Raw genomic sequence first — 775 nt, 5'->3', positions numbered from 1 at the left:
AAATAGTCCTGGCCAGACAGGTTCCAGCCCGCATACTGGCTGCCCAGGCAGGCTAGCACCGGCTGCGAAGATCGCGCTTCGACAGTGAACGGCCATTGCTGTGACGCGCGATCCATGAACACAGAAACGCTGCCGAGACCGCCCATCGCGGCCTCAGCCATGCGCAGCCCGGCTTCGACGCTGCCTACGGTCTTGGCGCCGGCATCGATCAGGCGCTCGCCCAATGGCCCCCTGGAAACGACGATGCGCAGGCGTTCGGCGTCGCCGATCATGCCGTCAACGATGCGCTGTGCATTGTCGTTCAGGAATGCCGAACCGTCTTTCATGTCCGGTCTCCTTCCCATTGGAGTTGCAATTGACTGGCTTGTCCCTTGATGAGTCGCTTGGTCGATTGGGCGCTCGGCCCGCGCGCGAAGACCGTGCAGACAGGGTCGCCGGCAATCAGACGGGTGCCAGCCGACTGCTGGTCCGCTGTCCATTCAGGCCAGGCGATCGACGGAAAGTGAGTGATTGGCGTCGCGGCGTAAGTCACCATCGACGCCATCGAATCGACGAAGCGCGGCAAGCGGAAGACCTGACCCGTCGCGGCGCGCAGATGCGCTTCGATCAATGGCGCGTCGACATCGTCGAAAATGTCGAGGGTGGCGCCTGGCCTCGGATTGATCTCGATGAACTTGTAGCCGTCCGGCCCGCGGATAAGATCGGCGCTGCACAATCCAACCAGGCCGGCGCGCCGCGTCAGACTTGAGAGCCAACCGCCGATCACCCCCGCCTG

At 63.5% G+C, this 775-nt stretch carries 1 protein-coding gene and 1 pseudogene; both read right to left on the bottom strand.

Features of this window, described 5'->3' with window-relative positions:
* Nucleotides 1-326 (bottom strand): methenyltetrahydromethanopterin cyclohydrolase (locus tag EN939_RS36535; RefSeq protein WP_245473319.1); only part of this gene is annotated, 326 nt, incomplete at its 3' end.
* Nucleotides 323-775 (bottom strand): annotated as a pseudogene (locus tag EN939_RS36530) (ATP-grasp domain-containing protein); the annotation flags it as partial. The gene EN939_RS36535 and the pseudogene EN939_RS36530, both read right to left, overlap by 4 nt.

The sequence above is a fragment of the Mesorhizobium sp. M7A.F.Ca.CA.002.05.1.1 genome (assembly GCF_003998335.1).
Classification (GTDB): Bacteria; Pseudomonadota; Alphaproteobacteria; order Rhizobiales; family Rhizobiaceae; genus Mesorhizobium.
This window is presented reverse-complemented; position numbering and strand designations above follow the sequence as displayed.